Source organism: Burkholderia sp. BCC1047 (assembly GCF_902833155.1).
Lineage (GTDB): Bacteria > Pseudomonadota > Gammaproteobacteria > Burkholderiales > Burkholderiaceae > Burkholderia > Burkholderia sola.
The window spans coordinates 132,859-157,370 of sequence record NZ_CADFEH010000001.1 but is presented as its reverse complement, the minus strand read 5'-3'; the positions used below and the strand labels follow the sequence as shown (position 1 = coordinate 157,370).

Below are 24,512 nucleotides of genomic sequence, written 5' to 3'. Positions count from 1 at the left end.
GCGACCTGCAACGCGGATGAAACCGCCCCGTCATCGCACGCGCTCCACCGTCAGCGCCGTGCCGCCCGGCGCCTGCGCCTGCACGCGGCGGTCGTACATCGATTCGCCGTAAGCGGGCGGCGCAATGAAGCGGCCCGCGTTGCTCGCCTTGATCCGGTAGACGAACTCGCGCACGTCGGTCGTCGCGGTGCCGTAGATCACCACGCGATCCTCGCGGATATCGGCGAACTGCGGCTGCCACGTCGAGCCCTTCACGCCGATCGGCGAATGCCACGGTGCATCGGCCACCGGCGCCGACGCACTGCCGTCGCCGTTGCCGTCCTGCGTATCGGTCACCGGCGGCGGCGCGATCACCGGATCGAAGCCGCCCGGCAGCAGGTCGACGATCGCGACGTTGCCGACGTTCGCCGAACCGGTCGCGCGAATCTTCAGGTGTACGTCGATCTCCTGGCCGAGCGCGATCCTCGCGAGCGGCTTGCCGTCGGTATCCGTGTAGTCGCGCACGATCTCCAGCCCGTTCCTGATCGCCTTCGTCGACGTGCCGCGGTCGTAGCCCGACTGGCTCGCGACCCACCACGCCGGCAGCGCGCTGCCGTTGACGAAGTCGACGCGCGACGCGCCGGCCGCCCACGTGCCCGAGCGCACGAGGTTCGCCTGAATCGACGACACGTCCTTCGGCGCGGCGCCCGCGCGCACCTCGTTGATCGCGAGCCGGTCGAGCTGGCCCGCGTTCGACGCCGCATACGCGTCGAGCGCGAGAATCGTCATCGCCGACGACAGCGTGTTGAAGCGGTTGTCGACGAGCGGCGCGGCGAGGTTGTCCATCGCGCGCGGCGACAGCTTGCGCACGCGCTCCGGGAAGTGCTTCGCGAGCAGGTACAGCACGCTCGCATCGCGCGTCAGCGGGTCGATGTAGTAGCCGGCCGCGTCACCGCCGTCGGACGCGCGTTTGCGTTCGAGCAACGCCTGCGGCCCGGCGATCAGCGCGGCGGCCTCCTTGTCCTGCTTCAGCAACTGATACGACGCGGCGAGCCACGCGGCCGCGAGATCGTTGTTCCAGTCGTTCGGATAGGCCGCCTGCAGCCGCTTCTGCACGGCCGCGAGGCTGTTGGTCGTCACGTTGCCCTGGCGCGTCAGCAGGTACACCGCGTACGCGCGCTGCCGCAACAGGTCGAGCGAGCCGAGCGAATCGTTCGCGGCGAGCCGCTGCAAATACGCGTTGCCCGCGTCGAGCATGTCCTTCGGCACCGCGACGCCGCGCTCGCGCGCATCCAGCAGCACGTGCATCGAATACGCGGACACGAACGGATCGGCATCGGGCGTCGCGCTCCACAGGCCGAAGCCGCCCTGCGCGTTCTGTCGGCTGCGGAGCACACCGAGGAACTGCGCGATCGTGCTCGCATTCGCCGCATCGACGCCGGCCTCGGGCGCATGCATCGCGCTCGTCAGTGCGCGCGCCGACAGCCATTTCGCCGCGAACACGCGCGGCACGGCCGCGCTCACCATCTGCTCGCTGCAGGAATGCTCGAAGTTGACGAGATACGACGACAACCCTTCGGTCAGCACCAGCGGCGCGGTGGAAATACTCGCGTCGCGCGACGCATACGCGTCGTACATCGACCGCAGGTTCGGCACGCCCGTCTTCTTGCCCGGGTCGAGCCGCGCGATGTCGAGCTGCGTGCGGAACGCGGCGGCCGGCCGCACCGACACGTCGACACGCTGCTGCGCACCCTTCGCGCCGTAGCGCGCGCCGAACGACAGCGCGCCGGAGCCGAGCGTATCGGTCGCCTTCACGCGGAACAGCGCGACGCCTTCGTGCTGCGGCGCGAGCGCGACGTTCTGCGTCGCCGGCCCGATCACCTGCAGCTGCGGGCCCGTCTTCAGCGTGACCGCGATCAGCACCGGTTGATTGCCGACGCCCGTCAGGTTGTTCGCGACACCGACGCTGACATCGGCCTCGTCGCCCGGCGCGAGCGTCGTCGGCACGTTCGGCGACAGCACGAAATCGCCGCGCACCGTCGTCGCGCCTTCGAACGTGCCGACGAGATCCGGCGACACCGACACGGCCATCACGCGCAGCTTTCCGTTGAAGTAGTCGGGCACCGTGTAGCTCAGGCGCGTGTCGCCGTTCACGTCGACGATCCCCGACCAGTAGACGACCGGCTTGTCGCGCTTGCGCTTGAACGGGTTCAACTGGCGGCCGATCGCGTCGTCGGCGTCGCCGCCGGGCGCGGCCATCGCCATCAGCTTCTCGAAGTCCGGCAGGATCAGGTCGAGGATCTGCGACGTGCCGACTTCGAGCATCCGCTTGCGGAAGAAGAACTTCAGCGGATCGCCGAGCTTGTAGCGCGCGACCTGCAGGATGCCCTCGTCGACCGCGAACACCACGACCTTCGCGGGCTTCGCCGAATGCACGGTGAAGTTGACGGTATCGCCCGGCTTCACGAGCGCCGGCGCATCGACGCTCACCGCGTTGCGGCGCGCATCGAGGTTCACCGAGAACGGCACGACGCCGTAGCTCAGCGGGCTCATGAAGATCTCGTCCGACGACGGATCGCGAATGGTTTGGACGTTGATGTAGCCATTGCCTTCGAAGCCGGCCGGCACCGTGATGTGCTGGATCGAGCTCGTCGTGTCCGCGTGGAACCACGCATGCGCATACACCTTGTCGCGCTCGATCGTGATCAGGCCGCTGCCCGCATACGGCGCACGGATCGCGATTTCCACCTGTTCGCCCGGCTTGAGGTCGTGCTTCGCGAGGCTCACCTGCAGCTCCGCGTTGCGGTCGAGCGAACGCGTGACGTTCGCGGCGCCCGTGACCGAATACTCGATCCGGTTCACCGCGGCGCCATCGGCGCGGCGGATCACGAGCACGTAGTTGCCCGGCTTGTCGGTGCGCAGCGCGTAGTCGAGTCCGGCTGCCGGAATCGACAGCGGTTTCTCGTCGACCGGCACTTCCTTCAGCCGCGAATCGTATTTGTACGCGCCGGAATCCTGCTTCGTCAGCACCGACACGTAACGCTGCTCGACGAGCTGCGCGCGCAGGTCCTTCACGTCGATCGCCTTCGCGCCCGGATCGATCGCGACGAGCCGCACCGTGCGCGGGCTGCCGCGCTTCACGTAGCCGAGATCGTCGACCGACTTGTAGCCGACGAGCCAGTCGTTGTTCGACACGAGCGTCTGCGCGTTCGCGGCGACGTTGCGCCCGCCTTCCGCTTCATACGCCTTCGCCTGGAAGTAGAGCTGATAGGTCGCGTCCGCGTACTTGTCGAGATCGAGATCGAATTCGGCATGGCCCTTGTCGTCGGTCGTGCCGTCCTGCAGCGCGGTCGTGTAGCCCTCCTTCGCGCGGCGTGCGTCGAAGAAGTGATAACCCTGCCAGCTGCGGAACGACGGCCACACGGGGCGCAGCGTCAGCGTCGCCGCGACGCGGCGTTTCTCGGCCGGCGTGCCGAACAGGTTCTGCGCATCGACGAGGCCCTTCAGCCCCTTCGGCTTCACCCACCCTTCGACGACCTGCTGCGACAGCTTCGCGTCGACCTTCATCCGGTCGGGCAGGAATTCCTTCACCTGCACCGTCGTGCTGCCGATCGGCTCGGCGCCCGGCTGGCCGTCCTTCACGATATACAGGTTGACCGTCCACGTGCCGGTCGGCGCCGTTTCGGCGGTCGTGTAGCCGAGTTCGGTGAAACCGGTCGCGTCGACCGTCACCGGCTTGCGCTCGACGGTCATCCCGCGCGGGTCGACGATCTCCGCCTGCAGCGGCACGCCGGCCGGGCTGCGCGCCCAGCTCGCTGCGCGCACGATCAGGCCGATGTGGAACGGATCGCCGGGCCGGTACAGCCCGCGATCCGAGAACAGGTACGCGGACAATTGCCCCTGGCCCGTCGCGTTGCGTTCGCCGTCGACGTCGAAGCGCGAGAAGTCGAGCTGGCGGTCGCGGCCGGCCACCGGCAGGAACGACAGGTCGGCGTCCTTCTTCACGACGTAGAGCTGCGGCCGCTTCTCCCGGTCAAGCCCCTTGAACGCGGGGAAATGTACGACGCCGTCGGCGCTGGTCGTCTGCGTGAACAGCGCCTGACCGTTCACCGCGAGTACCGATACCGTTGCGCCCGCAACCGGTTTTCCGGTACGAATCGACTGGATGAACACGTCCTGACTGCCGTCCAGCGCCTTCTTGACCAGCATCCCGAGATCGGTCACGACGATCAGGCGCGTATCGCCGAGCGCGTTGTCGCCGTCGTCGCCGTTGCCGCTGCTGTCGCCCGAATCGGCGTCGTCGGACTGATCGTGGCTGCCGTCATCGGACGCCGCGTCGCCATCCTTCGCGTCGTCGGCCTTCTTCTTCTCGGCCGCCGAATCGTACTTCGACAGGTGCAGCAGGAACACGCCGCGCTTGCCGTCCTTCAGATACTGGCCGAGGTCGACGCCTTCGTAATGGGCGCGGCCCGGGTCGCCGGCCGGGAACGCGCGAGTCTGCACGAAACGCTCGACGATGTGATCCTCGCTGAACGAATACGACAGTTCGGGCCGCGCGTACGTACCGTTGTTGAAGCTCACGAGATGCTGAATCTGGTCGGGCAGCACGCGGCCGATCTCGACCTTCATCCCCGGCAGGTTGCGCGACACGACCGACAGCCGCTTGCTGCCGCTCATCGACAGCAGCGAGCCGTCGGCCATGAAGCGCAGCAGCTTCGGATAGTCAGGCACCGTGAACGCGGTCGTCGCCGCCTCGGCGAGCAGGTAACCGCCCGCCGATTTCAGGTTGCCCTCGATTCGCACGACGATACGATCGCCCGGCGTCGCGTGATACTTGAAGCTTTGCAGCGTCGCGTAGTCGTTCTCGGTGGGCACCGCTTCGAGCGGCAGCGGCTTCGACTGCTTCAACACCGCGTCGCTGACGTCGGCCAGGTTCCATTCGTACGGTGGATCGTCGTCCGACTGATCGACGCCCGGCTTGCGCTTCGGCAACACCCACGCCTTCGCGCGCGCGGCCAGCTCCGCGCTGCGCACGCCGTCGGACGCTTCGGCGACGAGCACCTGCTCCGGCTCGTAGCGCTCGTTGTCGACCAGCGTCGGCGCGATATTGCCGATCGACAGGCTGTACAGCCCCGGCACGTCGACCGACGCGTGCAGCACATCCGGCGTGCCGTTGCCGCCGCGCGCGCTCTTCACGCCCTTGTCGACGTCGAGCCGCACCGCCAGCGGATCGTGCGGAATCTCGAGCGGCTGCGAGTAGACCCACGCGCTCGTCTTCATCTTGTCGTAGTTGACCGTATAGCGCAGCGGCGACACGGTCTTGCCGTCGCGGCCGACCAGCGCGAGGCCGATGCGCTTCTCGAACTCGGCCGGATCGACCGGGTAGTTGAAGCGCAACTGCAGCAGCGCCTGCTTCTCCGCCGGATTCTCGGGGTTCTGGTAGAACTGGTTGTCGCCGAACGTCGCGGCGAACGCCGGCACGTCGAACGCGAAACGATCGTCGCGCATCGTCACCTGCGGCGCGAACACGCGATGCACGGCGAAGCGCACCTCGACGTGCGCGCCGACCGGCCAGTCGGCCGCCGGCGTGAAGCGCAGCGTCTTGTCGTCGGCCCACTCCCACGCGCCCTTCAGCGCGGGCGTCATCTCGATGCCGTCGCCGGCCGGCTTGCCGACCTGTTCGATCGGCGCGGCCGATCGCGAGAACGCCACTTCCAGCGGATGCACGGTGATCTTCGGCTTGTCGGCATCGTCGACCTCGTAGGTCGTGATCGCCGGCGCCTTCACGGTGAAGCCGACGGTTTCGGGCTCCGGCGGCTTCGGGCGGTGCTTGAACCAGTAGCCGCCGTAACCGAGCGCGGCCGCGAGCAGCACGATGCCGCCGGCATGCCACGGGCGGCGGCGCACGGCCGCGGCGGTGACGCCCATCCACGCGGGCGCCGTCCACGACACGTCGCCGACCAGCGGCCGCAGCGCGCAGCCGAGCAGCCACCAGACGAAGCCCGCCGCGCGAATCGGCAGGAGCAGCAGGAAACGCAGCAAATCCATTTTGTTATTTCCTTGTCAAGGACATGCTGCCCAAGCGGCAACCTTCCCCGAATCGTTATGGGTCTGTGACGGCGCGGCCCGGTTGCGCCGTGATGATTTGGTATGTTCGACCGGATGCTGGGCGCCATTATCGATCAGACCCGAAACGATGGAAATATCGGCGTGCCGCCGCGCAACGGCAGCCGGTGACCGGCCGATCGGGCCGGTATCGGGCGGGTGGCGGGCCGCCGATGTCCAACCTCTGCACACGGCCGCGCCGCGTTCGCTAGAATGCGCGGCTCGGCAGGATCGAATCGAATTGAAAGGAAACCGCTTGAAACTCCCGTTCGAATGGCAGATCGGACTGCGCTACGCGCGCGGCGGCCGGCGCTCGGCCGGCGACGGCTTCGTGTCGTTCATCGCCGGCGCCGCGATGGCCGGCATCGCGCTCGGCGTGGCCGCGCTGATCGTCGTGCTGTCGGTGATGAACGGCTTTCGCACCGAGGTGCGCGACCGGATGCTGTCGGTGCTCGCGCACGTGGAAATCTTCTCGCCGTCCGGCGCGATGCCCGACTGGCGGCTGACCGCGCACGAATCGTTACAGAATGCTTCAGTGCGTGCGGTCGCGCCCTATGTCGACGCGCAGGCGCTGCTGACGAACGCGGGCAACGTGACGGGCGTCGCGCTGCGCGGCATCGATCCGGTGCTCGAGCCGCGCGTGTCCGAGATCGCGCGCAAGCTGAAGACGGGCCGCCTCGACGCGCTCGTGCCGGGCGAAATGGGCATCGTGCTCGGCGCCGCGCTCGCCGACGCGCTGCACGTGAAGATCGGCGACCGCATCACGTTCTTCGCGCCCGGCAACACCGCGCGCCTGGGCGACGCGCTGCCGCGGTTCCGCCAGTTCCACGTGGTCGGCACGTTCGAGTCCGGCCACTACCAGTACGACAGCGCACTCGCGTACATCCACATCCGCGACGCGCAGCAACTGTCCAACGTGCGCGCGCCGACCGGCATCCGCTTGCGTATCGACGATCTGCAGCGCGCGCCCGAGATCGCGCTGGCGCTGTCGCGCACGCTGTCGGGCAACCTGTACATCCGCGACTGGACGCGGCAGAACCGCACGTGGTTCGAAGCCGAGCGGCTGCAGAAACGGATGCTGTCGCTGATCCTGATGCTGATCGTCGCGGTCGCCGCGTTCAACCTCGTGTCGTCGCTCGTGATGACGGTCACGCAGAAGCAGGGCGACATCGCGATCCTGCGCACGCTCGGCGCGCCGCCCCGCTCGATCATGAAGATCTTCGCGATCCAGGGGATGACGATCGGCCTCGCCGGCACGCTGGCGGGTGTCGCGCTCGGCTGCGCGATCGCGGTGAGCATCCCGGTGGTGCTGCCGGCGGTCGAACAGTTGCTCGGCATCCGCTTCCTGACGCCGTCCGTGTATTTCCTCAGCGCGCTGCCGTCGAAGCTGTCGGCGCTCGACGTGATCGAGATTGCGTCGGCCGCGTTCCTGATGTCGTGCGTCGCGACGCTGTACCCGAGTTGGCGCGCCGCGCGGGTGCGGCCGGCCGAGGCGCTGCGCGACGAGTAGGCGCGAGCGGCTCGATTGGCGCGGCGTTACGCGGTCTCGTGGAAGCCGATGCTGTTGCCGCCGTCCGGCGCGTAGCCGGCGAGCACGTCGAAGCCGACGTCGACCAGCGCCGTGCGCATGCCGCAGGACTTCCGGGGAAGTTGCGCCGCTCCCGACGCTCAAGTTGAAACTTTGTTTGACTTAAGCTAAAAAAGTTTGACACGGACATTTCACTGAGATAACTTTTGCGCAAGCTTCCGGAAAGCAATCCGGCCAGCGTGCCGACTCGCGTCGCGCTTTCCTGCCGTTGCAGCACCGCCGTTCGCAACACTCCCGCCTCATCGCATCGTGCCGTTCCGTTTCATCCGAAACCTGAAGGAAGCCCGGGCATGCCGGCATTTGATTCGCACTCCTGTATTCGCAGCGAACCGCCGCACTGACGATTTCCGTTCGGGGCGATGCGCTCGCCTCGACGCCGGCCGGATGCGCGCCGCCTGACGCGCGCCGGCAGCGGGCGAGATCGTCATCCGTCTCGTCCGCCGTTTTTGATGGTGCAGTTCAGCTTCATCCGACGCAGTACCCGGCCAGGCCGCAGGGGGCGTATCGCGAGCCGGCCGGTTCCAGACAATCACAAGAGACGAGGTCGATTCCATGAACATTCATCGAACCGGAGTGCGACGCGCATGGCTGCCCGCACTCGTGGCGGCCGCGACGCTCGCCGCGTGCGGCGGCGACGACGGCGGCAGCGTGGCGGGTGCATCAGCGCTCGCGCAGGGCCAACAGGAGGGGGCCGCCGCCGCGGCCGATCAGTCCAGTACGCAATCGCTCGCGTCGCGCTTTTCGCCGTCCGGCGTGCCTTACGCGAATCCGGCAAGCGGCGGCCGCTACAAGCCGGTGATCAGCAACGGCCAGGTGCAGCCGTCGCTGTCCGGCGGCACGATCGAAGAGAACGCGTGGGTCGACACACCGGTCGATTCCGACGGCGACGGCACGCGCGACCGCATCCACGTGCGCATCGTGCGGCCGTCCGAGACCGCGAACGGCGCACGCACGCCCGTCATCGTGCTCGCGAGCCCGTATTACGCGGGGCTCGCCGACAGCCCCAACCACGACGTCGACGTCGAACTCGACGGCACGCCGCATCCGGCCGCGACCGCCGGCGCCGCGGCATCGGCCTCCACGCGCATCCTCGCCGCCGCACCGCAAACCCGGATGCTGCAGCAGCTCGAGGCGGCCGCCGCCGGCCGCTCGTGGATCGAAAGCTACTTCGTGCCGCGCGGCTTCACGATCGTCTATGCGGATTCGCTCGGCACCGCCGGCTCGGACGGCTGCCCGACGATCCTGACGCGCGACGAATCGGTCGCGATGGCGTCGGTGATCCGCTGGCTCGGTCGCGACGCGACCGCGAAGGACGCGAACGGCAAGACGGTCGTCGCGAACTGGTCGACCGGCCACGTCGGCATGTACGGCGTGTCGTACGACGGCACGCTGCCGAAGATGGTCGCGAGCCTGCGCACGCGCGGGCTCGACGCGATCGTGCCGATCGCGGGGCTGTCGAACATGTACGGCTACTACCGCTCGGGCGGCCTCGTGCGCGCACCGGAAGGCTATCAGGGCGAGGATGTCGACGTGTACATCAAGGCGCTGCTGACGAACGCGCATCCGGAGCGGTGCACGCACCTGATCGACGAAGCGCTGCAGCAGGAAGACCGCAAGACCGGCGACTATTCGCCGTTCTGGGCCGCGCGCGACATTCCGACCGCGTTCGCAGTCGCGCCGGCGCTCGTCGCGCAAGGGCTCACCGACGACAACGTGCGTGTCGACCAGTCGACGTCGTGGTATCTGGCGATGCGACGTCAGGGCGTGCCGACCCAGCTGTGGCTGCATCGCCTGAAGCACACCGATCCGACCCGTGTGCCGGCGATGGCCGACGCATGGACGGCGGAGGTGAACCGGTGGTTCACGCGCTACCTGATCGGCTATGACAACGGCGTCGAGCAGGATCCGCGCGCGGTGGTCGCGCAGGCGGACGGCACGCTGCTGAAGGAAGCCGACTGGGCCGCGCGCCACGCGACGCCGGTCACGTACTTCGCGGGCGGCGACGGCGCGAGCACCGGCACGCTGCTGCGACTGCCGAGCGGCGGCCCGCTCGCGCGCTTCACCGACGATGCGCGCATTCCCGCGCTCACGCTGGCGAACACGCCGACCGGCGAAAACCGCAGCCGCTTCGAGACCGCACCGCTGACGGCCGCGGCACGCCTGTCCGGCACCGCGACCGCGCGCGTCAGGCTGACCTTCACGGGCGTCGCGAACGTGACGGCGCTACTGGTCGACCGTGCGCCGGACGGCACGGCGACGATCGTCACGCGCGCATGGACCGACCCGCGCAACCGGCTGTCCGAGTGGGTGTCGCAACCGGTGCTGCCCGGCATGCCGTACGACCTGAAGCTGACGTTCATGCCGCGCGACTACCAGTTGGAAGCCGGCCACCGGCTGGGACTCGTCGTCCTCTCCAGCGACTATGAAGCGACGTTGCGGCCGACGCCGAGCACCGGGCTGACGCTCGATCCGGCCGGCACGTCGGTGACGGTGCCGCTGGCTTCGCCGTCGACGGGCGCGTAATCGTGCGCCGTCTGCCACTGCCGGCGTAACGGCGCCGCGTCCCCCGCCCGCATGCCCGTCGATGCGGGCGGGGGATCGCTGCATGAATGGAACGCCTGCGATAGGCTGCGGAATTCGACAGCCAACGGTGGGCCCACATGATTCCCCTCAGCGCCAAAGCCATCGTCCGCGACGGACGCTCGGTCCTGTTTCTGCGCAATCCCCGCGACGAGTGGGAACTGCCGGGCGGCTGGCCCGAAGCGGGCGAATCGCTCGAAGCCGCCGTCACACGCGAAGTGCAGGAAGAATGCGGGATCGTCGCATCGGCGATCCGCTACGTAGGCAGCCGTTCGTGCGAGGTCGTGCCGGGCAAGCGCGTACTGATCGTGTGCTTCCTGTGCGAAGTCGATCGTCATGAAATCGTGCTGAGCGACGAGCACAACCAGTTCGGCTGGATCGATCTCGATGCCGACAAGCCGGCGAACCTGCCGGATTTCTACTGGGAATTCTGCAGGCAGGCGAACTGAGTAGACGCCCCTGCCCGGCGCTCACACCGGCGTCAACACCGGCTGCCCCGCGAAGTGCCGCGCCGCGTTGTCGAGAAACTGCCGCACCGAACGATCGAGCGCCTCGGGCGACCAGCCGCCCATGTGCGGCGTCAGCACGACGCTGTCGAGATCCGTCAGCGCGCGCGGCGGCTCGGGTTCGCCTTCGTACACGTCGAGCCCCGCGCCCGCGATGCGCCGCTCGCGCAGCGCGTCTGCCAAAGCAGCGGTATCGACAACGCTGCCGCGCGACACGTTGACGAGAAAACCGCCGGGGCCGAGTGCGTCGAGCACGGTGCGATCGATCAGATGCCGCGTGCCCGCGCCGCCCGGCGTCGCGACGATCAGGAAATCGGCCCACTGCGCGAGCGCGTCGACCCGGTCGAAATAGCGGTACGGCACGGGCTTCTCCGACCGGTTGTGATAACCGATCTCGATGTCGAAGCCGACCGCGCGACGCGCGCACTTCTCGCCGATCTTGCCGAGCCCGACGATGCCGAGCTTCTTGCCCGACACGTTCGGCGGCATCGACAGCCCGTCGCGCCACACGCCCGCGCGGGTCTTCGCATCGAGCTGCACGACGTTGCGCACCGCCGCGAGCAGCAGCGCGAACGCGTGATCGGCGACGCAATCGTCGTTGGTGCCGGCGCCCGTGACCACGGCAATGCCGCGCGCCTTCGCGTGCGCGACGTCGATGTGCTCGTAGCCCGCGCCGAGCGCGCTGACGAACGTGAGCTGCGGCAGCCGGTCGATCTCGGCGGCGGTCAGCCCCGTGCTGCCGTTGGTCAGCACCGCGCGAATCGTGCTGCCGTGTTCGGCGATCGCGCGTTCGCGCGCGTCGGGAGTCGGGGCATAACGCACGTCGAACGACGCGGCGATCTCGCGATGCGCGTCGCCGCGCAATGCGATGAGGACCAGCAGCTCGGGCTTCATGTCAGCAAATGTCCGCAGGCGGGGAGTGAATTCCAGTGTAACAAGCCCGTACGGCGGTTGCGGGTTATCCTCACATCGGCTGTGGACACGCCGCCGCACGCGGTTTGCCAAAGCCCGCTCAGTCAAGTAACTTTCGGCGTACGCCCCCTCCTGGAGATTGGCCCCGATGAAGCTCGCCCTGCCCGCCCGGATCCTGGGCCTCGCGTTCGCCGCCGCGATCGTGGCGCCCGGCGCGCACGCCGACACGCCCGTCGTGGTGTCGTCGAAGATCGACACCGAAGGCAACCTGCTCGGCAACCTCATTTCGCAGGTGCTGAAAGCCCACGGCATTCCCGTCACCGAGAAGATCGCGCTCGGCACGACGCCGATCGTGCGCAAGGCGCTCACGAGCGGCGAGATCGACGTCTACCCCGAATACACGGGCAACGCCGCATTCTTCTTCAACAAGGCCGACGATCCGGTGTGGAAGAACGCGAGCCAAGGCTACGACACCGCGAAGCAACTCGACTACGCGGCGAACCATCTCGTGTGGCTCGCCGCGGCGCCCGCGAACAACACGTGGGGCGTCGCGCTGCTCGCGCCCGTCGCGCAGTCGCAGCACCTGAAGACCTTCTCCGATTTCGGCAAGTGGGTAGCCGGCGGCGGCAAGGTGAAGCTCGCGGCGTCGGCCGAATTCGTGAACAGCGCATCCGCGCTGCCGTCGTTCGAGAAAGCGTACGGCTTCAAGCTGAAGCCCGAGCAGCTCGTCGTGCTGTCCGGCGGCGACACGGCCGCGACGATCAAGGCCGCCGCGAACCAGACCGACGGCGTGAACGCCGCGATGGTCTACGGCACCGACGGCGGCATCGCGTCGAGCGGCCTCGCGGTGCTCGACGACGACAAGCACGTGCAGCCCGTCTACGCGCCGGCGCCGGTGATCCGCGAAGCCGCGCTGAAAGCGCATCCGCAGATCGCCGACTTGCTCAAGCCCGTGTTCGCGAGCCTCGACCTGAAAACGCTGCAATCGCTGAACGCCCGCATCCAGCTCAACGGCGAGCCGGCGGCCGGCGTCGCGAAAAGCTACCTGAAAGCGAAGGGTTTCGTGAAATGACGGCGCGCGCGGCAGCGTCCGCGCGGCGCGTCACGTTCGACAAGGTCGGCATCCTGATCGGCATGCTGACGATCGTCGCGGTGTTCGGGCTGTCGTTCGCGGTGCTGCGGCCGAACCGGATCGCGGCCGGCACCGGGCTGTCGGTGTTCGCCGCGTTGCCGCCGATGCAGGGCGCCGTGCTCGCCGCGCTGTGGACCGTCGGCGCGCTGTGGGTGATGACGGCGAGCCGTCCCGCGTGGCGGCTCGCGGCCGGCTGCGCGGGGCTCGCGACGCTCGCGTATGCGGTCGGCGCGGCCGCGGCGCATGTCGTCGCACCCGACGACATGCTGGCCCGCGTGTCGCCCGACGCCGGCGTCTGGCTGCTGCTGTTCGCATCGGCCGTGCTGATCGCCGACGCGCTCGCGCGCCTCGCGTTCGGCCCGTGGCGGCGCCTCGCCGCGCTCGCCGTCGCGATAGCAGCGGTTTCGGTGCCGCTCGCGAGCGGCTGGTGGGACGGCCTCTCCGTGATGCGCGAATACGCGGTGCGCAGCGACGATTTCTGGCGCGAAGCGATCCGTCACGTGTCGCTCGCGGGCGGCTCGGTCGCCGCCGCGCTCGTCGCGGGCGTGCCGCTCGGCATCGCCTGCGCGGGCATCGCGACGGTGCGCACCGTCGCGATGCCCGCGCTCAATATCGTGCAGACGATCCCCAGCATCGCGATGTACGGGCTGATGATGGCGCCGCTCGGCCTGCTCGCCGCGCACGTGCCGCTCGCGGCCGCGCTCGGCATCCGCGGCATCGGGGTCGCGCCGGCCGTGCTTGCGCTGTTCCTCTACTCGCTGCTGCCGATCGCATCGAGCGTCGTGGTCGGGCTCGAACAGGTGCCGCCGCACGTGACCGAAGCCGCGCGCGCGATGGGCATGACGCGTGCGCAGCGGCTGCTGCGCGTCGATCTCGTGCTCGCGCTGCCGGTGATCCTGAGCGGCGTGCGCATCGTGCTCGTGCAGAACATCGGGCTGACCGCGGTGGCCGCGCTGATCGGCGGCGGCGGGTTCGGCACCTTCATCTTCCAGGGGATCGGGCAATCGGCCGCCGATCTCGTGCTGCTCGGCGCGATCCCGACGATCGTGCTCGCACTGGCGGCCGCGGTCGTGTTCGAAGCCGCGACGTCGCTCGCGAAGGGGCGTGCAGGATGATCGAGATCGAACGAGTCGGCAAACGCTTCGGCGACGCGGTCGCCGTCGACGACGTATCGCTGACGATGCAACGCGGCACGATCACCGCGCTCGTCGGCGCATCGGGCAGCGGCAAGTCGACGCTCCTGCGCATGATCAACCGGTTGATCGCACCGACCAGCGGCACGATCCGCATCGACGGCGTCGATACGGCGACCGTCGCGCCCGAGCAATTGCGGCGCGGCATCGGCTATGCGATCCAGGGGCACGGGCTGTTTCCGCACTGGAGCGTCGCGCGCAACATCGCGACCGTGCCGCGCCTGCTCGGCTGGCCGGCCGAGCGCATCGACGCGCGCGTGAACGAACTGCTCGACCTGTTCCATCTCGCGCCGGCCGAATTCGCGGGCAAGCTCCCGCACGAACTGTCGGGCGGCCAGCAGCAGCGCGTCGGCGTGGCGCGCGCCCTTGCGGCCGAGCCCGCGATGCTGCTGATGGACGAACCGTTCGGCGCGCTCGACCCGATCATCCGCAACAAGGCGCAGGACGATCTGTTCGCGCTGCAGCGCCGCCTCGGCATCACGGTCGTGATCGTCACGCACGATATCGAGGAAGCGCTGAAGCTCGGCGACACGATCGCGGTGATGGACGGCGGCCGGCTGCTGCAGGTCGCGTCGCCGGCCGAGATTCTCGGCAAGCCGGCGGCGGGTGTCGTCGAACAACTCGTCGCGGGCGTCGACCGGCCGCTGCGCCTGCTCGCGCTCACGCCGATCGACGCCGTGGCCGAAGCCGGCCATGCCGCCGGCGAACCGATCGCGGCGACGCGCACGCTGCGCGATGCGGTGTCCGAATTGTTGTGGCGCGGCGTCGACGCGCTGCCCGTCGACGATACGGCCGACGGCAACCGCCACGCACACGGCCCCCGCCGCATCACGCTCGACGCGATCCGCTCGCACGCGAGGCAGCCCGCATGACGACGCGCGGCAGCATGGGCCCCAAGCGGTCGGCGCTTCCCGCGTACGTCGCCCGCGCGGCCGCGCTCGCGCTGCTGCTCGTGCTGCTGTTGCGCCCCGTGTGGCTGCAGGGTCTGTTCGCTCCGTTCGCGGACAACGGCGCGCCGGTGATCTACGATCGCGCGAGCCTGCTCGATCTCACGCTCGCGCATCTCGGCACGGTCGCGCTGTCGAGCCTGATCGGCACGATCGTCGCGGTCGCGGCCGGCATCGCGGTCACGCGGCCGTTCGGCGCGGATTTCCTGCCGGTCGCGCGCAGCGTCGTCGATATCGGCCAGACCTTCCCGCCGGTCGCCGTGCTCGCGCTGGCCGTGCCGGCAGTCGGCTTCGGCCTGAAACCCGTGCTGATCGCGCTCGTTTTGTACGGGCTCCTGCCGGTTTTCGAAAGCACGATCGCGGGGATCGAGGACGTGCCGCGCGACGTCGTCGACGCCGCGCGCGGGATGGGGATGAGCGGCTGGCAGCAGCTGGTGTCCGTCGAGCTGCCGCTCGCGTTCCCGGTGATCGTCAACGGCATCCGCCTCGCGGTCGTGATCAATCTCGGCACCGCGACGATCGGCTCGACGGTGGCCGCGCGCGGGCTCGGCGACGTGATCATCGCGGGCCTGCAGACGTCGAACACCGCGTTCGTGCTGCAAGGCGGCGTGATCGTCGGCTTGCTCGCGGTGCTCGTCAGCGATGCGATCGGCGCGATCGCGCGGGTGGCGAGCGCGCGGCGCACGTAGCAGCCGTCGCGAAATTTTTCGAAGGAGAAACCATGGCTGCCCTGGACACCGGCCCGTTTTTTCACGGCACGAAAGCGGATCTGCGGACCGGCGACTTGCTGACGGCAGGCTTCAGATCGAATTATCGGGATGACGTCGTGATGAATCACATTTATTTCACGGCCCTGCCCAAAGGCGCCGGCCTGGCTGCGGAAATGGCCAAAGGCGATGGCCGGCCGCGGGTCTACATCGTCGAACCCACCGGCGAATTCGAAAACGACCCGAACGTCACGGACAAGAAATTCCCGGGCAATCCGACGCGATCGTATCGAAGCACATCGCCTTTGAAGATCGTTGGCGAACTCGATAGCTGGGAACCGTACGATCCGGCGTTCATCCAGCAACTCAGAATCCGCATCGAAACCGGCATCGGCGAGATCATCAACTAGCGCTCGTCCTGACTCCGATGCGTGTCCACGCAACGATCGGCACGTCGACGATCGCGAACGTGACAAGCCTACACGTCGCTTTCATTCGAGCCGGCGCTCGACCACGCGCCGCGATTGGTCGATATACTATGCGCCTCCCATTTCCCCGCACTCGACCATGCGACGACGGTTCTTCTGGCTGATCGTGCTTTCGCTCGGCATTGCGCAACAGGCCGCGGCGCAGCAGGCGCCCGCTTTGCCGGCTTCCGCGCCCGACGCACCGGCATCCGCGCCGACTGTCGCGTCCGCACCGCTCGCGAACGCCAACGATCAGCCTAACGAAGCAAACCGCCGCATCACGTCCTACCTGACGAAGAAATTCGGCGTCGCAAGAGAAAAGGCTGCGAAGCTCGCCGATATCGTGAGCGTCACTGCGACGAAATATTCGCTGCCGCCAGCACTCGTTTACGCGATTATTTCGATCGAATCGCGCTTCCAGGAAAAGGCGCGCGGCCAGCATGGCGCGACCGGATTGATGCAGGTCGTGCCGTCCGCGCACCGCGGCATGCTGCGCGACGTGAAGGACCTGACCGAGCCGAATGCGAACGTCGAGGTCGGCTCGCGCATTCTGTCGGGCTATGTGAAAGCGGCCGGCGGCAACGTGCAGGCCGGGTTGAGGAGCTACAGCGGCGGATCCAGTGCGTATGCGGCGAAAGTGATGCAGCGGGTCGACTCGTTCCGGTTCGTGCTCGAGCCCGAGGACGATGCGAAAAGCGCGAATACCGCGAACGATGCGAACAACGCGAAGGCGCACATGGTGCCGGTCAGCGATCCGTCAGCGGCGCCGGCCGCGAGCCGCAACGCGAAGTAAGCAATGGGCACCCCCGTTCGCACGGCCCCGGCCCGACACCGCGCGGTCCGGCTGTTCGCCATTGTCGCGCTGTCGGCCGGCCCTGTATCGGCTTTCGCTGTCGTCGACTGCGAACAGGCAGGGCCGACGATGGACGCCGTGCGGCGCTGCGTGCTCGATCAGCAGCAGCAGCAAGTGGACAGCGCGTACCGGTCGCTCGCTCGCAAGCTGCGCCAACGCAACCCCGACGCTGCCGCCCGACTCGCGAAATCGCAGACGAGTTGGGCCGCCTTTGCCGGCGATACTTGTGACTACGTGAAGACCGCCAATCCGCAGCAGACGATTCCGAGTGACGCCTGGCTCAACTGTTGGGTGGATTTCAGTCAGGCACGCGTGCGCATCCTGAAGAAGTGGGAAGCGCAACTGACGCAGCCGAACTGACCGCCGGCCGTGCCATATCGCCAATTGTTCCGATATTTCAGGAACTATAAACGAGTACGGCGGCGCATTCGCGCCGCCGCCCCATGGAGTCGCCGGACCACCTCCCTCGTGCCTTGATCCGGTCCCCCTCTGATCAAAGCTGCCCCGCCGCCCCCGTCCACCGCAGGTAATCCCCGCGCGTCCAGTCCAGCGACACACCCACGCGCTTCGTCCCCGGCCGGATCTTCGGCTTGTACACCGACAGCGTCAGCGACTCCAGCGCCGGCCATTCGCGAAACGACAGCACCGCGATATCCGCAACGAGCGTCTCCAGCAACCGCGTATGCGGCTTGTGCGACAGAAACGACGCGACGCGCGCGCAGTAGCCGTCGTAATCGATCCACTCGCCCTGCTCGCTCGGCTCGCAGCGATACCCGAGGCGCGCATCGATCACGATCGGCTGCGGCGCTTCATGCTCGTGCGCGTGAATGCCGATCCGCGCGGGCACCTTCAGTTCGTCGACGAACACGCTCCAGCCGCGCCCGCGCAGGCGCGGCGCGTCGATCGCCACGAACGGTTCGTCGAACGGCTTCATGATGCGAGCGGCGCCGCGGCGTCGAGCATGATCCGCACGAAATAGTCGGCGAAGCTGCGGCGCAGGACGATCTCGAACGTGTCGTCGCCGGTCGGGATCAGCGTGATCGGCGACTTGAAGTAGTGCGACTGCGCGCACTGGCCCGGCTTGAACACGCGCGGATGCAGATCGAGCGGGCAGCCGCGCGCGATCACGTCGCGCACGCGTTCGCCGGTGATCTCGACGACCGTGTAGCCGCTGCCGACGTCGACGGCCGCCGCGTACAAGCCCTGCACGGCCTCGGCCAGCTTCGCCTCGAGCACGCCGGCCTGAACCGGCCCGTTCGACCGCACGAGCCATTCGTCGGGGCCGAGCCACAGCACGTCGTACTCGGCGCCGCGCGCCACCGTGTTCGGCTCCGCGGGCGGCCGGCAGCCGACCACGCGCTCGAACGCGGCGACGAATGCCGGATCGCCCAACTCGCCGCGCACGTTGACGAGATCGAGGAACGGCCGCTCGCGCAGCGTGAACTTCTTCGAAGCGCGCGCCTGGTGCGGCTTCAGCACGTCGGCCGCGCCGACGAACGGCGATTCAAGCGTCACGCCGCCCGCGCCCGCCACCTGCGTCTGGTTTCTCGTTTCATTCCACATGCTGACGCACCCCTTCGGTATCGTAGAAAACCGGGCTCGAGATCTTCGCGGTGATGCGGCGGCCGTTGGCCAGCGGAATCACGACGCTCTCGCCCATCTTGTTCAGGCCGCCCTTCACCACCGCGAGCGCGATCGAGCGCTTCAGGATCGGGCTGTAGTAGCTCGACGTCACGTGGCCGATCATCGGCGTCGGATCGGTGGCCGACACCTGCGTGTCCTTCGCGATGATCTGCGCGCCTTCCGGCAGCACGAACTGTTCGTCTTCGGTCAGCAGGCCGACGAACTGCTTGCGGCCTTCCTTCGCGGTGTCCGAACGCGACAGCGAACGCTTGCCGAGGAAGTCCTTCGACTTCGCGACGACCCCGCCCATCCCGAGGTCGAACGGCGTGATCGAGCCGTCGGTATCCTGGCCGACGATGATGTAGCCCTTCTCCGCGCGCAGTACGTGCATCGTCTCGGTGCCGTACGGCGTGATGTCGAACTCGGCGCCGGCCGCCATCAGCGCTTCCCACACCGCGCGGCCCGCATTCGCCGGCACGTTCACTTCGTAGGCCAGCTCGCCCGAGAAGCTGATCCGCATCACGCGCGCCTTCGCGCCGGCGACGGTGCCGTTGCGATAGCTCATGAACGGGAACGCTTCATTGCCGAAGTCGATGTCCTGGCACACCTTCTGCACGACCTTGCGGCTCTTCGGGCCGACCACCGCGAACGTCGCCCAGTGATCGGTGACGGACGCGAGACGAACCTTCATGTCGGGCCATTCGGTCTGCAGCCAGCGCTCGAGCCACGTCAGCACGCGCGCCGCGCCGCCGGTGGTGGTCGTCATCATGAAATGCTGGTCGGCGAGGCGCACGGTCACGCCGTCGTCGAACACCATCCCGTTTTCGTCGAGCATCAGCCCGTAGCGGCACTTGCCCACTTCGAGCTTGTTCCACGGGTTCGTGTACATCCAGTTCAGCAGCTTCACCGCGTCCGGGCCCTGGATGTCGATCTTGCCGAGCGTCGACGCGTCGAGGATGCCGACGCTGTTGCGCACCGCGAGACATTCGCGCTTCACGGCCGCATGGAGATCCTCGCCGTTCTTCGGGAAATACCACGGCCGCTTCCAGTTGCCGACGTCCTCGAACATCGCGCCGTGCTCGACGTGCCATTCGTGCACGGCCGTCTTGCGGATCGGGTCGAGGAAATCGCCCGTCTCGCGGCCCGCGAACGTACCGAACGACACGGGCGTGTAGTTCGGGCGGAACGTCGTCGTACCCGTTTCCGGAATCGTCTTGCCGAGCGCGCCCGCGAGAATCGCCATCCCGTTGATGTTGCCGAGCTTGCCCTGGTCGGTGCCGAAGCCCATCGCCGTATAGCGCTTCACGTGCTCGACCGACTCGAAGCCTTCGCGCGCGGCGAGCAGGATGTCGGCGGCTGCGACGTCGTTCTGGAAGTCGACGAACTGCTTCGGCCCGCGCGCCGCCGCCTCGCGGCTACCGACGAGCCACAACGGCTGCAATGCGCCTTCGACGGCTTCGGCGACCTGCGGTGCGACCGGGCGCTGCGCGGCCGTGAAGCCCGCGGCCTTCGCCGCTTCCACGCCCGCATCGACCGCGAGCCGCAGCGCACGGGCCAGCCCGAATTCGCCGGCCGCCGCACCGATGCTCGCTTCCGCCTGAACGGGCTTGCCCGGCAGGAAACACGCCTTCTCGTCGTTCCAGCACGCCTTGCCGCCCGACTGCGCGAACAGGTGCAGCACCGGGCTGAAGCCGCCCGACATCGCGACGAGGTCGCACGGCAGCGTCTGCAGCTTGCCGCCGGTCTGGCCGTTCGAGTAGGACGCGACGTCGACCGACGATACGCGCCACTTGCCCGAAGCGGCCGTGACGACCGCACCGCTCATCACCGTCACGCCCTGCCGCTTGGCCGCCGCCGGCAGCGCGCCGTTCGACGACGCGCGCGAATCGACGACCGTTACCTTCGCGCCGCACGCCTTCAGGTCGAGCGCGGTCTGGTATGCACGGTCGTTGTTCGTGAACACGACCACGTTGCGGCCCGGCATCACGCCGAAGCGATGCACGTAGGTCGACACCGCGCCCGCGAGCATCACGCCCGGCAGGTCGTTGTCGCCGAATACGATCGGCCGCTCGTGCGCGCCGGTCGCGAGAATCACGCGCTTCGCGCGGACCTTCCACAGCAGTTCGCGCGTGCCCTTGCGCATCGATACCGGCAGGTGATCGGTCAGGCGCTGCGTGACCGTCACGAGGTTGTGGTCCTGATAGCCGAACGCGGTGCTGCGCGACAGGATCGTCACGTCGGGCAGCTTGCGCAGCTCGGCCTCGATCTTCTCGACCCATTGGAGCGCGGGCTTCGCGTCGATCTCCGCACGGCACGACAGCAGGCTGCCGCCGAGTTCGCGCTGATCGTCGACGAGGATCACGCGTGCGCCAGCGGTTGCTGCCGCATGCGCGGCGGCGAGGCCCGACGGGCCACCGCCGACCACGAGCACGTCGCAGTGCGCGTAGCACTTGTCGTAGCGATCGGCGTCGAGCACCTCGGGCGCCTTGCCGAGGCCGGCCGCTTCGCGGATCTTCTCTTCGTACTTCGGCCACATGTTGCGCGGCCACATGAAGGTCTTGTAGTAGAACCCGGCCGGCATGAAGCGCGAGAACTTCTGGTTGATCGCGTACTTGTCGTTCTCGAGCGTCGGCTCCGCGTTCACGCTCGTCGCGACGAGCCCCTGGTACAGCTCGATCTCGGTCGCGCGCGCGTTCGGCACGGTGTACGGGCCGGTCTCCAGCTGCACGACGGCATTCGGTTCTGCCACGTCCGCCGTCACGATCCCGCGCGGACGGTGGTACTTGAAGCTGCGCGCGACGAAGTGCACGCCGTTCGCGAGCAGCGCGGACGCGAGCGTGTCGCCCTGGAAGCCCTGATACGTGCGGCCGTTGAACGTGAACGTCAACGGAATCGCGCGATTGATGCGGCCACCGGTGCCGAGGCGGTCTTTCTGGCTCATTTGCTCGTGCCCTCTTCGTGTGCGTTGCCGGCAGCTGCGCTGTTGGCAGCCCCGCCGAACTTTTCGTAGCCCTTGATATCGTAGGTGACCGTGTCGCGCGTCACCTTGAACCAGCGGCGGCAGCCCTGCGTATGCAGCCATTGCTCCTTGTGCAGCCCGCGCTTGTTCTCGCGCATGAACACGTATTCGCCCCATTCGCGGTCGGTCATCGTCTCGTTCGCCACCGGGCGCACGATGTCGGCTTCACCGCCGCACGTAAACTCGGATTCGGCGCGCGGCCCGCACCACGGACATTCGATCAGCAACATGTTTCTTTCTCCTCAGTGCGGTTAGTGCGCGACGGCGGCAGCGCCGTGCTCGTCGATCAGGTGGCCCGTGTAGAAGCGGTCGAGCGCGAACGGCGCGTTCAGCGGATGCGGTTCGTCGCGGGCGATCGTGTGAGCGAACACCCAGCCCGAGCCGGGCGTCGCCTTGAAGCCGCCGGTACCCCAGCCGCAGTTGAAATACAGGCCCTTCACGTCGGTCTTGGTGATGATCGGGCACGCGTCCGGCGACACGTCGACGATGCCGCCCCACTGGCGGTTCATCCGCACGCGCGAGAACACCGGGAACATCTCGACGATCGCCTGCAGCGTGCTTTCGATGATGTGGAAGCTGCCGCGCTGGCCGAAGCCCGTGTACTGGTCGATACCGGCGCCGATCACGAGGTCGCCCTTGTCGGACTGGCTGATGTACGCGTGCACCGCGTTCGACATGATCACCGAGTTGACGACCGGCTTGATCGGCTCGGACACCAGCGCTTGCAGCGGGTGGCTTTCGATCGGCAGACGCACGCCGGCCATGTCGGCGAGCGTCGTCGTGTTGCCGGCCGCGACCACCGCGACCTTCTTCGCCTTGATGAAACCCTTCACCGTATCGACGCCGACCACCGCGCCGCCTTCGCGGCGAATGCCCGTCACCTGGCAGTTCTGGATGATGTCGACGCCGGCGCGATCCGCACCGCGCGCGAAGCCCCAGGCCACCGCGTCGTGGCGTGCGACGCCCGCACGGCGCTGGATCGACGCGCCGAGCACCGGGTAGCGGCTGTTCAGGTTGATCGTCGGCTCGATTTCCTTGATCTGCGCGGGCGTCAGGAATTCGGCGTCGACGCCGTTCAGCCGGTTCGCGTTCACGCGGCGCTCGGTGTCGCGCACGTCCTGCAGCGTGTGCGCGAGGTTCATCACGCCGCGCTGGCTGAACATCACGTTGTAGTTGAGATCCTGCGACAGCCCTTCCCACAGCTTCATCGCCTTCTCGTACAGCGCGGCCGATTCGTCCCACAGATAGTTCGAGCGCACGATCGTCGTGTTGCGCGCGGTGTTGCCGCCGCCGATCCAGCCCTTCTCGAGGATCGCGACGTTCGTGATGCCGTGCTCCTTCGCGAGGTAGTACGCGGTCGCGAGGCCGTGGCCGCCGCCGCCGACGATCACGACGTCGTATTCCTTCTTCGGCTCCGGGCTCTTCCACTGCTTTTCCCAGTTCTCGTGATACGAGAGGCCGTTGCGGAACAGGCTGAATATCGAGTAGCGGCTCATGTTTGGATCCTTCGTTAGCATTCGATGACGTTCACGGCGAGGCCGCCGCGCGACGTTTCCTTGTATTTCGTCTTCATGTCGGCGCCGGTTTCGCGCATCGTCTTGATCACGGAATCGAGCGATACGTAGTGCTGGCCGTTGCCCTTGAGCGCCATGCGCGACGCGTTCAGCGCCTTGATCGCACCCATCGCGTTGCGCTCGATGCACGGGATCTGCACGAGCCCGCCGACGGGATCGCAGGTCATCCCGAGGTTGTGCTCCATGCCGATCTCGGCCGCGTTCTCGACCTGGTCGGGCGTACCGCCCATCACGGCGGCGAGCGCGGCGGCGGCCATCGAGCACGCGACGCCCACTTCGCCCTGGCACCCGACTTCCGCGCCGGAGATCGACGCGGTTTCCTTGTAGATGATCCCGATCGCCGCGGCCGTCAGGAGGAATTCGACGATGCCGGCTTCATTCGAGCCCGGCACGAACTTCACGTAGTAGTGCAGCACCGCGGGGATCACGCCGGCCGCGCCGTTGGTCGGCGCGGTGACGACGCGGCCGCCGGCCGCGTTTTCCTCGTTGACGGCCATCGCGTACAGGTTGACCCAGTCGAGCATCGACAGCGGGTCGCGCAGCGACTCTTCGGAACGCGAACGCAGGCGGCCGTTCAGTTCGGCCGCGCGGCGCTTCACGCGCATCGGCCCCGGCAGGTCGCCCTCGACCTTGCAGCCGCGCTCGACGCAGGCGGCCATCGTGCGCCAGATCGCGAGCAGCCCGGCGCGCACTTCGTCGGCGGGGCGCAGCGCGCTTTCGTTGCGCAGCATCAGTTCGGCGATCGACAGCCCGTGCTCGCGGCACTGGCGCATCAGGTCGTCGCCGGTGCGGAACGGATACGGCACCTCGACCGCCGCGCGCACGCCGTTCACGCGATCGCCGTCGCGGTTCACGACGAAGCCGCCGCCGACCGAGTAATACTCTTTCTCGACCAGCAGCTGGCCATGCTCGTCGAATGCCTGGAAGCGCATCCCGTTCGGGTGCACGATGCTCGTGCCGCTCATCAGCTTGCGATAGAAGCCGATGTGTTCCTTCTCGTCGAAGCGCACCGTCTGCCTGCCGAGCAGCGACAGCGACTTCTCCGCGCGGATCGCGGCCAGCCGCGGCTCGATCAGGTCCGGATCGATCGTGTCGGGCAGGTGGCCCTCGAGGCCGAGCAGCACGGCCTTGTCGGTGCCGTGGCCCTTGCCGGTCGCGCCGAGCGAGCCGTACAGCTCGACCCGCACACGGCGCACGAAGCCGAGCAGGTTCGCGTCCTCGACGTGCGACGCGAAGCGGCACGCGGCGATCATCGGGCCGACCGTATGCGAACTGGACGGGCCGATGCCGATCTTGAACAGGTCGAACGCGCTGACGTTCATCTGGC

General features: G+C 68.0%; 18 protein-coding genes. 10 read left to right on the top strand and 8 right to left on the bottom strand.

What is annotated here, in order from left to right; all coding sequences use genetic code 11:
• Window positions 1–30: 30 nt before the first annotated feature.
• Entirely contained in the window at window positions 31–6,027 is a 5,997-nt protein-coding gene (locus HWX55_RS00620; protein WP_175973145.1) for an alpha-2-macroglobulin, read from the bottom strand.
• A gap of 313 nt (window positions 6,028–6,340) precedes the next feature.
• On the opposite strand from HWX55_RS00620, the gene HWX55_RS00615 reads away from it, so the two are divergent.
• The 3 genes from HWX55_RS00615 to HWX55_RS00605 all read left to right on the top strand — a co-directional run bounded on the left by HWX55_RS00615 (window position 6,341) and on the right by HWX55_RS00605 (window position 10,701).
• Window positions 6,341–7,594 carry a lipoprotein-releasing ABC transporter permease subunit gene (locus HWX55_RS00615; RefSeq protein WP_175973143.1) on the top strand — a complete coding sequence of 418 codons (1,254 nt, stop codon included), beginning with the start codon at window positions 6,341–6,343 and terminating at the stop codon, window positions 7,592–7,594.
• Window positions 7,595–8,224: 630 nt separating this feature from the next.
• Complete coding sequence (locus HWX55_RS00610; RefSeq protein ID WP_175973140.1) at window positions 8,225–10,195, top strand: Xaa-Pro dipeptidyl-peptidase; 1,971 nt, start codon at window positions 8,225–8,227, stop codon at window positions 10,193–10,195.
• Between the two features lie 137 nt (window positions 10,196–10,332).
• Window positions 10,333–10,701, top strand: coding sequence for an NUDIX hydrolase (locus HWX55_RS00605; protein WP_050012246.1), 369 nt, complete (start codon window positions 10,333–10,335; stop codon window positions 10,699–10,701).
• 21 nt (window positions 10,702–10,722) lie between these two features.
• On the opposite strand, the gene HWX55_RS00600 is transcribed toward HWX55_RS00605, so the two are convergent.
• On the bottom strand, window positions 10,723–11,652 hold the full coding sequence (locus HWX55_RS00600) for a 2-hydroxyacid dehydrogenase (RefSeq protein WP_175973138.1): 930 nt from the start codon (window positions 11,650–11,652) through the stop codon (window positions 10,723–10,725).
• Window positions 11,653–11,818: 166 nt separating this feature from the next.
• On the opposite strand from HWX55_RS00600, the gene HWX55_RS00595 reads away from it, so the two are divergent.
• The 7 genes from HWX55_RS00595 to HWX55_RS00565 all read left to right on the top strand — a co-directional run bounded on the left by HWX55_RS00595 (window position 11,819) and on the right by HWX55_RS00565 (window position 17,329).
• Complete coding sequence (locus tag HWX55_RS00595) at window positions 11,819–12,742, top strand: ABC transporter substrate-binding protein (protein WP_175973136.1); 924 nt, start codon at window positions 11,819–11,821, stop codon at window positions 12,740–12,742.
• Complete coding sequence (locus HWX55_RS00590; protein ID WP_175973134.1) at window positions 12,739–13,917, top strand: ABC transporter permease; 1,179 nt, start codon at window positions 12,739–12,741, stop codon at window positions 13,915–13,917. Before HWX55_RS00595 ends, HWX55_RS00590 begins: the two co-directional genes overlap by 4 nt.
• On the top strand, window positions 13,914–14,867 hold the full coding sequence (locus tag HWX55_RS00585) for an ABC transporter ATP-binding protein (protein WP_175973132.1): 954 nt from the start codon (window positions 13,914–13,916) through the stop codon (window positions 14,865–14,867). Before HWX55_RS00590 ends, HWX55_RS00585 begins: the two co-directional genes overlap by 4 nt.
• A complete protein-coding gene (locus HWX55_RS00580) occupies window positions 14,864–15,631 on the top strand; it encodes an ABC transporter permease (RefSeq protein WP_175973130.1) in 768 nt (255 codons plus the stop codon). The genes HWX55_RS00585 and HWX55_RS00580 overlap by 4 nt, the downstream gene beginning before the upstream one ends.
• Before the next feature lie 32 nt (window positions 15,632–15,663).
• The gene (gene arr, locus HWX55_RS00575) at window positions 15,664–16,059 is read left to right on the top strand and encodes an NAD(+)--rifampin ADP-ribosyltransferase (protein ID WP_175973128.1); all 396 of its coding nucleotides are present in this window, start codon (window positions 15,664–15,666) and stop codon (window positions 16,057–16,059) included.
• A 157-nt stretch (window positions 16,060–16,216) separates the two neighbouring features.
• Window positions 16,217–16,909 (top strand): lytic transglycosylase domain-containing protein, encoded by a 693-nt coding sequence (locus tag HWX55_RS00570; protein ID WP_175973126.1) that lies wholly within the window; start codon window positions 16,217–16,219, stop codon window positions 16,907–16,909.
• Window positions 16,910–16,912: 3 nt separating this feature from the next.
• On the top strand, window positions 16,913–17,329 hold the full coding sequence (locus HWX55_RS00565; protein ID WP_175973123.1) for a lysozyme inhibitor LprI family protein: 417 nt from the start codon (window positions 16,913–16,915) through the stop codon (window positions 17,327–17,329).
• Between the two features lie 133 nt (window positions 17,330–17,462).
• On the opposite strand, the gene HWX55_RS00560 is transcribed toward HWX55_RS00565, so the two are convergent.
• Genes HWX55_RS00560 through HWX55_RS00535 form a run of 6 tightly spaced genes read right to left on the bottom strand, consistent with a single transcriptional unit; the run spans window position 17,463 to window position 24,507 of the window.
• The gene (locus HWX55_RS00560) at window positions 17,463–17,903 is read right to left on the bottom strand and encodes a dihydroneopterin aldolase (protein ID WP_034186032.1); all 441 of its coding nucleotides are present in this window, start codon (window positions 17,901–17,903) and stop codon (window positions 17,463–17,465) included.
• The gene (locus HWX55_RS00555; RefSeq protein WP_050012237.1) at window positions 17,900–18,532 is read right to left on the bottom strand and encodes a sarcosine oxidase subunit gamma; all 633 of its coding nucleotides are present in this window, start codon (window positions 18,530–18,532) and stop codon (window positions 17,900–17,902) included. Before HWX55_RS00555 ends, HWX55_RS00560 begins: the two co-directional genes overlap by 4 nt.
• Entirely contained in the window at window positions 18,522–21,533 is a 3,012-nt protein-coding gene (locus tag HWX55_RS00550) for a sarcosine oxidase subunit alpha family protein (protein WP_175973121.1), read from the bottom strand. Before HWX55_RS00550 ends, HWX55_RS00555 begins: the two co-directional genes overlap by 11 nt.
• Window positions 21,530–21,841 (bottom strand): sarcosine oxidase subunit delta, encoded by a 312-nt coding sequence (locus tag HWX55_RS00545; protein WP_006749887.1) that lies wholly within the window; start codon window positions 21,839–21,841, stop codon window positions 21,530–21,532. Before HWX55_RS00545 ends, HWX55_RS00550 begins: the two co-directional genes overlap by 4 nt.
• 21 nt (window positions 21,842–21,862) lie before the next feature.
• The gene (locus tag HWX55_RS00540) at window positions 21,863–23,107 is read right to left on the bottom strand and encodes a sarcosine oxidase subunit beta family protein (RefSeq protein ID WP_006480591.1); all 1,245 of its coding nucleotides are present in this window, start codon (window positions 23,105–23,107) and stop codon (window positions 21,863–21,865) included.
• Window positions 23,108–23,121: 14 nt separating this feature from the next.
• Window positions 23,122–24,507 (bottom strand): L-serine ammonia-lyase, encoded by a 1,386-nt coding sequence (locus HWX55_RS00535; protein ID WP_175973535.1) that lies wholly within the window; start codon window positions 24,505–24,507, stop codon window positions 23,122–23,124.
• Window positions 24,508–24,512: the final 5 nt, after the last annotated feature.

Bases quoted from the DNA above. Each gene is read 5' to 3' on its own strand.
- HWX55_RS00620 (WP_175973145.1), bottom strand. From the start codon at position 6,027: ATGGATTTGCTGCGTTTCCTGCTGCTCCTGCCGATTCGCGCGGCGGGC.
- HWX55_RS00610 (WP_175973140.1), top strand. From the start codon at position 8,225: ATGAACATTCATCGAACCGGAGTGCGACGCGCATGGCTGCCCGCACTC.
- HWX55_RS00605 (WP_050012246.1), top strand. From the start codon at position 10,333: ATGATTCCCCTCAGCGCCAAAGCCATCGTCCGCGACGGACGCTCGGTC.
- HWX55_RS00600 (WP_175973138.1), bottom strand. From the start codon at position 11,652: ATGAAGCCCGAGCTGCTGGTCCTCATCGCATTGCGCGGCGACGCGCAT.
- HWX55_RS00595 (WP_175973136.1), top strand. From the start codon at position 11,819: ATGAAGCTCGCCCTGCCCGCCCGGATCCTGGGCCTCGCGTTCGCCGCC.
- HWX55_RS00590 (WP_175973134.1), top strand. From the start codon at position 12,739: ATGACGGCGCGCGCGGCAGCGTCCGCGCGGCGCGTCACGTTCGACAAG.
- HWX55_RS00585 (WP_175973132.1), top strand. From the start codon at position 13,914: ATGATCGAGATCGAACGAGTCGGCAAACGCTTCGGCGACGCGGTCGCC.
- HWX55_RS00580 (WP_175973130.1), top strand. From the start codon at position 14,864: ATGACGACGCGCGGCAGCATGGGCCCCAAGCGGTCGGCGCTTCCCGCG.
- arr (WP_175973128.1), top strand. From the start codon at position 15,664: ATGGCTGCCCTGGACACCGGCCCGTTTTTTCACGGCACGAAAGCGGAT.
- HWX55_RS00570 (WP_175973126.1), top strand. From the start codon at position 16,217: ATGCGACGACGGTTCTTCTGGCTGATCGTGCTTTCGCTCGGCATTGCG.
- HWX55_RS00565 (WP_175973123.1), top strand. From the start codon at position 16,913: ATGGGCACCCCCGTTCGCACGGCCCCGGCCCGACACCGCGCGGTCCGG.
- HWX55_RS00560 (WP_034186032.1), bottom strand. From the start codon at position 17,903: ATGAAGCCGTTCGACGAACCGTTCGTGGCGATCGACGCGCCGCGCCTG.
- HWX55_RS00555 (WP_050012237.1), bottom strand. From the start codon at position 18,532: ATGTGGAATGAAACGAGAAACCAGACGCAGGTGGCGGGCGCGGGCGGC.
- HWX55_RS00550 (WP_175973121.1), bottom strand. From the start codon at position 21,533: ATGAGCCAGAAAGACCGCCTCGGCACCGGTGGCCGCATCAATCGCGCG.
- HWX55_RS00545 (WP_006749887.1), bottom strand. From the start codon at position 21,841: ATGTTGCTGATCGAATGTCCGTGGTGCGGGCCGCGCGCCGAATCCGAG.
- HWX55_RS00540 (WP_006480591.1), bottom strand. From the start codon at position 23,107: ATGAGCCGCTACTCGATATTCAGCCTGTTCCGCAACGGCCTCTCGTAT.
- HWX55_RS00535 (WP_175973535.1), bottom strand. From the start codon at position 24,507: ATGAACGTCAGCGCGTTCGACCTGTTCAAGATCGGCATCGGCCCGTCC.